Annotated in this window: 8 protein-coding genes and 1 pseudogene; 7 read left to right on the forward strand and 2 right to left on the reverse strand. The window is 54.9% G+C overall.

Annotation, left to right across the window (positions count from 1 at the left end; all coding sequences use genetic code 11):
- Window positions 1-671 precede the first annotated feature (671 nt).
- A complete protein-coding gene (locus tag WBR68_RS31560; protein ID WP_157055338.1) occupies window positions 672-1,121 on the forward strand; it encodes a helix-turn-helix transcriptional regulator in 450 nt (149 codons plus the stop codon).
- 253 nt (window positions 1,122-1,374) lie between these two features.
- On the opposite strand, the gene WBR68_RS30725 is transcribed toward WBR68_RS31560, so the two are convergent.
- The gene (locus WBR68_RS30725; RefSeq protein ID WP_157055337.1) at window positions 1,375-1,665 is read right to left on the reverse strand and encodes a hypothetical protein; all 291 of its coding nucleotides are present in this window, start codon (window positions 1,663-1,665) and stop codon (window positions 1,375-1,377) included.
- A gap of 223 nt (window positions 1,666-1,888) precedes the next feature.
- Here WBR68_RS30725 and WBR68_RS30730 point away from each other — a divergent pair, with 223 nt between their 5' ends.
- The 6 genes and pseudogenes from WBR68_RS30730 (at window position 1,889) to WBR68_RS30745 (ending at window position 7,549) form a co-directional block, all read left to right on the forward strand.
- On the forward strand, window positions 1,889-3,904 hold the full coding sequence (locus tag WBR68_RS30730; RefSeq protein ID WP_050445551.1) for a Mu transposase C-terminal domain-containing protein: 2,016 nt from the start codon (window positions 1,889-1,891) through the stop codon (window positions 3,902-3,904).
- Complete coding sequence (locus WBR68_RS30735; protein WP_198158133.1) at window positions 3,891-4,781, forward strand: TniB family NTP-binding protein; 891 nt, start codon at window positions 3,891-3,893, stop codon at window positions 4,779-4,781. Before WBR68_RS30730 ends, WBR68_RS30735 begins: the two co-directional genes overlap by 14 nt.
- A pseudogene (locus tag WBR68_RS31565) lies at window positions 4,726-5,175 on the forward strand (TniQ family protein); the annotation flags it as partial. The gene WBR68_RS30735 and the pseudogene WBR68_RS31565, both read left to right, overlap by 56 nt.
- Before the next feature lie 282 nt (window positions 5,176-5,457).
- Entirely contained in the window at window positions 5,458-5,778 is a 321-nt protein-coding gene (locus WBR68_RS30740) for a hypothetical protein (protein WP_230696178.1), read from the forward strand.
- Complete coding sequence (locus tag WBR68_RS31570; protein WP_198158131.1) at window positions 5,729-6,730, forward strand: TniQ family protein; 1,002 nt, start codon at window positions 5,729-5,731, stop codon at window positions 6,728-6,730. Before WBR68_RS30740 ends, WBR68_RS31570 begins: the two co-directional genes overlap by 50 nt.
- A 417-nt stretch (window positions 6,731-7,147) precedes the next feature.
- On the forward strand, window positions 7,148-7,549 hold the full coding sequence (locus WBR68_RS30745; protein WP_050445547.1) for a type II toxin-antitoxin system MqsA family antitoxin: 402 nt from the start codon (window positions 7,148-7,150) through the stop codon (window positions 7,547-7,549).
- 96 nt (window positions 7,550-7,645) lie between these two features.
- On the opposite strand, the gene WBR68_RS30750 is transcribed toward WBR68_RS30745, so the two are convergent.
- Entirely contained in the window at window positions 7,646-7,912 is a 267-nt protein-coding gene (locus WBR68_RS30750; protein ID WP_083447263.1) for a type II toxin-antitoxin system TacA family antitoxin, read from the reverse strand.
- Window positions 7,913-8,631 lie beyond the last annotated feature (719 nt).

Below are 8,631 nucleotides of genomic sequence, written 5' to 3' on the forward strand. Positions count from 1 at the left end.
ACATGGTGTCCACCTAAAAGTGGTGGACACTATCGAGGACAACGCACGCGCTCAATATGTGTTCGCCAGGCGCTTACGGTACGTCAACGTCAGTGAGCGCCTCATCGAGTACGGCGAGCGCTAATCGCCTCACGCACTCGGTGAGCCTATAGAAGAAAGGTGACGCCGGGATGCCACGAGTGTGCCGGTTCTTCATGTCTTACGCCCTCCGCTTGACCGACTCTGCAGCCCGCCGTGCCAAGCTTAGGCAACGCCGATGTGTCGTAGGCGTTGATCGCCCCTAGACGGGAGACAGTGCCCTTCGATTGGTGCTGCCAAAAACCTGGCCCATAGCTGCGCGATCCCGGTCAGGATTGTTCAAGCCGAGTTTTAACTCGCCTTGCTCGTCGCTTCGGTGACGGAACAACCTGCCTCGGGATTTCCATTGGGCTGTGCGGCCCGAAAAAGGCCCACGGAAGGGCCCTGTGTGTCTTGTGCACACCCCGCTTTGGAACTGGGCAGCCCCTGATAGCCCTGCACACAGAGGGGCTCTTATCAAATGCAGGGATGTATTAATTTAATCCGCTAAGTGATTGATTGGTAAGGAAATTTCCTATTGCCCGGAACGTCCTGTTGGAGTAGATTTGGCTTCGAGCGCGAGCACGTGCAGCTCCTTTTTTAGAGAGACGTCCATGACCCGGGCATTTGGACTGCAGCTGAGCCTAATTAGGGCCACACACGGCTTGAGGACCAAGCACCTGGCACAACTTGTCGGTGTGACGCCAGCCTATCTAACTCAAATTGAGAAAGGTCGGAGAGAACCCCCGCGAAGGGAGCTTCTTGGCCGTATCTGCTCCGCCCTTCAGCTAACCGCAGAAGAGACACAGTTGCTGATGAGGACGGCGGCGAGGGAGAGGACGCTTAAGGAAATCGAGTCCGTCGATTGCAAGTCAGCAGCGACGATACTGGCGGCAGAAATAGTGGGGACAGACAATGGCCACCGCCCAGAGGAGGTCTATCACGACCTTAGGGACGTGGTTCACAAGTTTCTAAAGGTGCACGGCACTCCGCCGCATGACTCTGAAGAGACCGATTGTTCGTCCGAACACGTTGTAGCACTCTTGAGGGGAACTCCCATGTAGAACGAAAAACGCCGATCAACCTTTCGATTGACCGGCGCGTGCTTTGGTTCGGAAACCTCAGCGCTCACACGTCAAGTTTCCTTCCGGAGCACAACCCCGTCAAGTGTTTTCTCGGCGAGCCGCGGCTCGCCGGGTAGAACTGTTGCCTGCGGAGGAAGCCATCATGCTGCACAAGCGCGGCAGGAAGGTGTTCAATCGATCACCGCATAGGCGGGTCGGATTCATTGCCTGCTCTTGGTTCCAAGAGGACTACTTAGAGTATGAAAGCCTTCTCGAACTGAGTTTTGCCCGGATCGCCCTGCTTTGCCCAGGTTTGACGCGGATACAGTCTCAACCCTTTGTCGACCTGCCTGGTTTCCCTAAGTACACGCCTGATTTCAGGTTGGACTTTGATGCCTCCCCAACGATGTTTGTGGAGGTCAAGCCTTCTGTGCACTTGGAGCGCCACCGACAGGCGCTCAATGCCGCCGGCACCATCCTTAAATCGCATGGCTTCCAGTTCCTGATCGCGACTGATGACCTTATCCATCATCAAGATCGGCACGTCCGAGCCTCCGTGTTCCTTCGATATGCTCGCTCTCACCACTCTCCGCAGGTGGTAGAGAAGGCCATGTCGCGCGTAGTAGCGCATGGGCTACCTAGTGCACTTGGCGAGCTGGAGACTGCAGGTGTGTGCTCAGTCGAACTTCTAAGGCATCTGGTCGGCATAAGGCGGCTTGTTGTTGAGCCGTCGCTCGAAGGCCTCTCCCTGAACGTACCGAACCGCCATGAAAACTTACTCCCTGCAAGTTGGCTTAATAGTTCAGAAGGGTGCGCGGCAACTGACATTCGTCCGCGATTTAGGTGGCAACCGAGTCCAGTTCGAAGACATCCATACGCGCGCGATTTCAACTTTCAAGGCAAAAGCTCTTATTCGTCAGATTGATGAGGGGCGTATCTTGGTCATAAGCACGACAGGTGTTGTTCCTACGCTTTCGCCCGCTCAACAGCCTGCCGTAGTAAAGGAAATGCCCCTTTTGGTTGGAGAGCTCACTGATAAGCAGGCAGCGACAATTGAGGGGCGCGAAAACTACGTGCGCGCTGCGCTTCGCATGGGGGTGAGCGCAGGATCTCGGCGGGAGATCGAAAAAATCCTACCCAAGCTCAATGCCAGATTTGGTGTTGAGAAGGGCCCGTCGGCTTCGACCCTCATGCGATGGCTGAAGGCTTTCATCGCGTCGGGAAGGAACGTCATGAGCCTGATGTCTGGAAACACGGTACGCCAGACGCCTCAACGACTGGACGAAGCAGATACCCGGTTGGCACAGGACGCCATAGATCGCCATTACCTTGTATTGCGAGGTAAGAGCTTGGCCGCAACCTATGTACGGTACTCAAATGTGGCACGCCAAGCGCGAGAGGCTGGCGGAGAGGATAGTGTTCAAGTTGTGAGTCTGTCTACTTTTCACAGACTCTTGAAAAGCCGTGATCAGTCCGAAATTGATCGAAAACGCAAGGGGCCGGCGGCCACCGCGCATAAATGGCGGCAGGCGACAGGAGGGATTTATGCCACACGGCCGCTTGAGCGTGTGGAGATGGACCACACCGAGCTCGATCTTTACGTTATCGATGACCAACGAGGCATCCCTCTTGGCCGCCCTACGGTCACGGTAATCATTGACACGTACACCAAGTACATCCTCGCACTTTATTTGAGCTTTGAAGGCGAGTCTCTCGGACGCGTATGTCAAAGTTTGCGCCTGGCCCTCCGTCCGAAAGATGACTTGACGACCGCAGCCATGGCGAGAAACGAATGGCTAACGCCCGGAATTTTTGAGACGTTAGTCGTAGACAACGGCTTAGCATTCCAATCGCCGCAGTTGAGAAGGATCGCTTGGGCGCTGGGGTGCGATCTGGAGTATTCGGCGGTCAGAAAGCCATGGTTCAAGCCGAACGTGGAGCGGAGCTTGGGGACGATGATGACGGATCTTCCCAGGGAAGGTTGCCCTCCAAAGGCGCGCGATCTGATTGATCGAGAGGATCCCCGTATCACAGCGTGTGTGATGTTCTCCGAACTTTGTTCCTGCTTGGTCCGATGGGCCGTTGACCTGTACCCATTTCAAATCTCGGAACGCTCGCTTACTCCGCCTATCGATCGTCTGAGGGAGGGCATGGAAAATATGCCACCCCCTACCTTTGTCACAGGGCTTGATTCGTTGGACTTGCTGACAGGGCTGCAAAGGGAACTGACTGTCGCGCATCATGGCGTGGAGATGAATTACCTCCACTATCGAAGTCCGGAGCTGGCTGAACTTACGCGCGCACAGCGATCTCCGCGATTCAAGACTCTCATCAAATATGACCCAAACGATCTGGGCAGCATTTGGGTGAGAAACCCCGAGACTCTAGGCTGGCTTCGAGTTCCATGCATGGTTCCTGAGTACGCAGACGGACTTACGCTTAAGCAACACGAAATCATTCGGTCGCTCACGAAAGACAAGCTGCGACGTATGGGACGCTACGAAGAGTGGCAACGGGCTCAGCAAGAATTTGCTGAAATGGTGGACAACGCCGTGTCGCGTGGAAAGCGTTTGATTCGGGACATGAAGAAGTTTGCTCAATTGCAGGGGTTGTCCTCACTTAAGCCTCGCGCCAGTCTGGCCCTGACCACGAGGCCTGCTCCCGAACGCGCCTCAAAACTCGTCGCCGACGAAGAACTGTCGTTTAAGGCTGATGACATTCCTAACTTCCAACCGTTTAACTCTAACGGGTTCAACTTGGGAGAGAACCGTGACGACCTATAGCGAAAGTGCTCTTCGGGCAGGCCGCGAAATCGCGGGGATCATCGTTCCCCACTCCAACTTTGTTCGAGTCCTCGACTATGTCCGAAATGCCATCCAGATCGGAGCACAGACGGGAGTGTTTGCAGGAGTCAGGATTTCTGCCTCATCGGGGTCTGGCAAGACTTTGTTGATGGAGCATTTGGCCGACGTGCTGGGTCAAGAACACGGAAGCCACGGAAACGTTCCACTAATAGCGGGTAGTCTCAAAGAGGATCCGTCCGTCTCTCACATTCAAGGGGAGTTGCTAAGTAAATTCAAGTACGCAATGACAAGCCCTGACCTCCCGGCAACCTCTAAGGCGCGTGCCAACAACAGCGACGTAAATCAAGTTCTCGTGAACTGCATCAAGTCGAGAGGCGTGAGGATCATTGTCCTAGACGAATTTCAGCATGTGTATCTGGCGTCCGGAACCAAAGTGGCCACGCATATGATTGACTGGCTCAAACGCCTGATCAACGCGACCCGCGTGCCAGTGGCATTGTTAGGAACGGAGATGATGGACAGGTTGGACACCATCGATCCGCAGTTGACGTCTCGCATTCCCACGCATATCAAATTGCCTCCGTTTCGATTGGGGCCTGAGTGGCTCGGATTTTTGAGGGGCTTCTCGGAGTCTTGCAAGGTTGTCGATCTGTCTCCGATTTATCGGACATTTCCGAGCGCGATGTTTGCGGCAACTTCTGGGTCACCACGACTGCTGAAAGGGTTGCTAGTTCAGGCCGTGATGCTGGCGGTGGATGAAAAAGAGCAGGTCATGACGCCCACACGGATGAGCCTGGCATATGAGTACCAGACTGGCGTGCACACGGCAGAGGAGAATCCGTTTGCTTCTCTTTGATCAGCATTTAGGTCAACCTTTGCCGCTCCAAGACGAGATCGGCGAGGACGAATCCGGGAACGGATACGCCCTACGTATGCTGAGCCTAAACGGGCTGCAGTTCTCAGATCTCGCTCGGGCTACGGCGTCACTGGGACATACCTACCTACCCGCGAGCGCCGCCCCTTACCTGTCATACGTTTTTGGCGCCCAGTTGAGTCGGGTGTCGCGCGCGATTCCCAGAACGTACTCGCGCAAAGGAAGGACACGTGCCGCATTCATGGGGAACGATTTCAGCCGTTGCTATCAGCTACGGCACACGCGGCCGCAGGTCTGTGTCCAATGTCTTGCGGAACACGGAGGGCGCGCGAAAGCGGCATGGGAAGTCGTTCTGTATTGTGCTTGCCCGAAGCATCGTTGCCGTTTGATTGACCTCTGCAATTGTGGACGGCCCATCCTCTGGAGACGACCGAGCCTCTATCAGTGTTCGTGTGGCGCCGATCTTCGGGCGTTGCCGATATGCGTCGCTGACGAGCACGTCATTGAGCTGTCGACTTTAATTGCTGATGACTTGTTTGGCCGCACACGAACTGTCCCGGATCGACGGTTCGGAGCGATCAGCGAACTTAGTCTCGACACACTTTTGCGATTGGTGAGGACGCTAGGAATTTGCGCATCGCCGGACGGGAAAGATCTCGTGCCTGGAAAGCTGACCAGACTTCTATCAAGTGAAGAGGCGTACCACGTAGCGTTGCGGGCGATGAAAAAAATCATGAGCTTGGTAGCGGCGAACCCTGAAGGCGACACGGTCTGGAACCCCTCGTGGAACATCGAAGAGCTACTCGGCGGCGCGACGCAGGGTGATCTTCGGATTCTCTGGTCTTTGCTGGGATGCTCTGATCCCAGTGCGGTTCGGTGGTTCGCACACCAGCGTTGGCAGCAGCTTGAGCTTCTAGATGAGGATGAGGATGGACGATTCTCGACCAACACTATGCCAAGTGCCAACGCCGCTAGATGATGAGTCTTGTTCATCTTGGCTGGCCAGACTGTCGTGCTTGCATGGCGCCTCCGTTGCACAGATCCTGGGTGCCGTCGGGCTTGGCGCGATCGGGGACTTGGATGTTCGAGTAGGGCGCCACTATGCGACGCGAATCGCATATGGAACGAATGTCTCGCCACATGCCCTGCGCGAGTTTGTTTCGAGGTTCGACGCATTTCGTCGCGAAAAATGGCTGCGACGCCTCCTCCTGCGCAGCGAGACGGGAACCGCTCACAGCTCATTTTGTGCTAGATGCATCGCAGGGGACGAGATACCCTATCTTCGCTTCGAATGGCGAATGCGGTACTGGGTGATTTGTCCTTCTCATAGCTGTCCAATGCTTAATCGTTGCTGGGCATGTTTGACGAATTATCCTTTGACCACGGTTGCCCCATGGAGATCAGCGGCTCCCTTTCTTTCGTGCGCCATCTGCGGAGCGGACTTACGCGAAGCTCCCCCAAATGAGTTGCCGCTCGAAAGCACTCAAGAAGTCCTTGACCTGCAGCGGGCCGTGACTGCCGCAATAATTCGAGGTTCATTTTCGGTTGGACAGATGCCAGAGAGACTGCCCCTCGCTCTTCTTCCAAGTCTGTTGGCGGCGGGTGCGAGCGGAGATCCTTGGCGACTCAAGGAAATGGGAAGGGTGGATCCGAGGCTCTTCGATGATATTCGGTGGAACATTCAGCACATGTTGGATCGACGTACGACATCTACCGGCTTCGACGTCGCAGCATCGCGCGGTAACACTAGGGGGCGCAGGATCTGGAAGGGAGATATCGGCAAGATATGCGAGATCGCGCTCAAACAGCGATTCCTCTGGCCGTTGGCGTTGATGAACCAAGATGCGAGACAGGAGCGCCACTTCTCGGAGTCTTCAGTGTCAAGCTATCGTGCGGGATATGCCGATCTCGAAGCATGGGACGACGTATGAGCATTCGCGAACACACTTTTTTGAACAAACTGATCACGTGCTCCGCGCGTTAAGTACTATTAGAACGGTACCAATCAAGCGACTATCGGGCTGGAATCATGGAGAAGAATGCTGCTGCAAAACCGCTTACGAGGACTTTGGCGCGCTATTCCCGCGTTCGCCAGCATGCTTCGTCCGAGGGCAAACCTGCATTGCCTGCCCGGATTAAGGTTCTAGAGATTCAGGTTCCGATTGGGAATCCTTATGACATTGGAATAGAAGAAACGTTGCTTGCGTTGCGCCGATCCGGAGTGCTCACCAAGAGCGGAAAGTTGGGAAAGATTTTTCGATGATCTGGCATCACCCATGCCGTCGGTTTCTCTAGTCTGAGACTGTCCACTCGGGGGGAGGACGTCAGTCCTTCAAGGAGCTATGAACATGAAATGTCCTGTTTGCGGCGCGGCGGTACTGATCCATGACACCCGCGACCTGCCCTACAGCTACAAGGGCGAAACCACTGTGATTCCTGCAGTGACGGCTGACTTTTGCCCCGCGTGTGATGAGTCCATCACCGATATGACCGAAACTGAGCGCGTCATGTACGAAATGCAGGCGTTCAACAAGCAGGTGAACGCGGCCATCGTTGATCCTGGCTTCATCGTCAGCGTGCGCAAGAAGCTCGATCTCGGGCAACGCGAGGCAGCCGAAATCTTCGGCGGTGGCATCAATGCGTTCTCGCGCTACGAAAACGGCAAGACCAAGCCGCCGCTGGCCTTGGTCAAGCTGCTTAAGCTGCTGGATCGTCACCCCGAGCTGCTCAACGAGGTCAGGACCGCTTAACCTTCTAGAAATTCGCCGTTTCGCGCTTCATTAAGCGAGAACAGTTTTCGAGAACCGCCCGACTACATCGATGCTTCTATGGGGGGATTACCATAGCTATTCAAAGAGCTTCTTGTGGCGTGAGATGGCTCGCTTCATAGCTGCGTTTGGAGAGGGCGGGTTCAGCGTTGCCTCAGCGAATGCCTCTTGAGCCACTTTTGATAGATGAATCACGTCTTCCGGCGGCACCTCAGCTTCCGACGCTAGTCTTAGCGACTCGATGACAAATTCTTCTAACGTTTGACCCTTCAATTCGGCTGAGAGCTCCAAGAGGGTGTGAAGCTCCGGCGAAATTTCGACTTGGAGTTGATGACGTTTTGGCATGGGCGCCTCCGACCGGGGGACCAGACTTACCGAATGATTTTATCGGTTGGCCAGCAAACGCGTACGTCCGCTCCCTTCCGCTATCGTTTTCCGTCAGAGGAAAGATGGCAGGTCTCCGGCGAACTCCGCGAAGCATTTGATGCCTTCCCTGAACAATTCCAAACTCAACGACATTTTTTCCGCAAAATTCCAGACTCAATGACAGATCGATTCCAATCTCAATGATGGATTTTTTGTAAGTCGTTGATTTTTAAAGATGTGCGGTTCCAAACTCAGTGCTATTCGACACCGATTGTTGTCGAAGTTCATGTCGAAATTCATCTAACTTGGGATTTACGTCATCCAGTTTGGAAATCGAGAATTTTCGATATGCAAGCACTGGCGTGGCCCCCAGTCGGATTCTTCCTCTGGAGGTCCGATTTCGAGTGTCAAGTTCAGAGTGACTCGGCTTCCTTCGCCGAATGAAGCCTGTGCCCACTACTGGCGAATCGAGGCGGCTGCCCGGTACACGACGTCCACCTGGTTCGGTATTGGTCATGCAGGCAGGATATGGCTGGCAAACGACGGTGCCTCTCGACCGGAGCCGCCGTTGGCGACGGGCCGCTTCCTACATGTTGAAGGCCTACGGCTGCCTGTTGATTCCGTAAGCACCCCTGTCAAGTAGACATCGGTTGATAGACGATCGGAGCAAGGGTTAGCCGGGGCATGAATTGCACCGG

Source organism: Achromobacter sp. JD-1 (assembly GCF_038594925.1).
Classification (GTDB): Bacteria; Pseudomonadota; Gammaproteobacteria; order Burkholderiales; family Burkholderiaceae_B; genus Achromobacter; species Achromobacter spanius_C.

What these genes read in the sequence shown, in the direction of transcription:
- WBR68_RS30730 (WP_050445551.1), top strand. Translation starts at nt 1,889, where the DNA reads ATGAAAACTTACTCCCTGCAAGTTGGCTTAATAGTTCAGAAGGGTGCG.
- WBR68_RS31560 (WP_157055338.1), top strand. Translation starts at nt 672, where the DNA reads ATGACCCGGGCATTTGGACTGCAGCTGAGCCTAATTAGGGCCACACAC.
- WBR68_RS30745 (WP_050445547.1), top strand. Translation starts at nt 7,148, where the DNA reads ATGAAATGTCCTGTTTGCGGCGCGGCGGTACTGATCCATGACACCCGC.
- WBR68_RS30750 (WP_083447263.1), bottom strand. Translation starts at nt 7,912, where the DNA reads ATGCCAAAACGTCATCAACTCCAAGTCGAAATTTCGCCGGAGCTTCAC.
- WBR68_RS31570 (WP_198158131.1), top strand. Translation starts at nt 5,729, where the DNA reads ATGGACGATTCTCGACCAACACTATGCCAAGTGCCAACGCCGCTAGAT.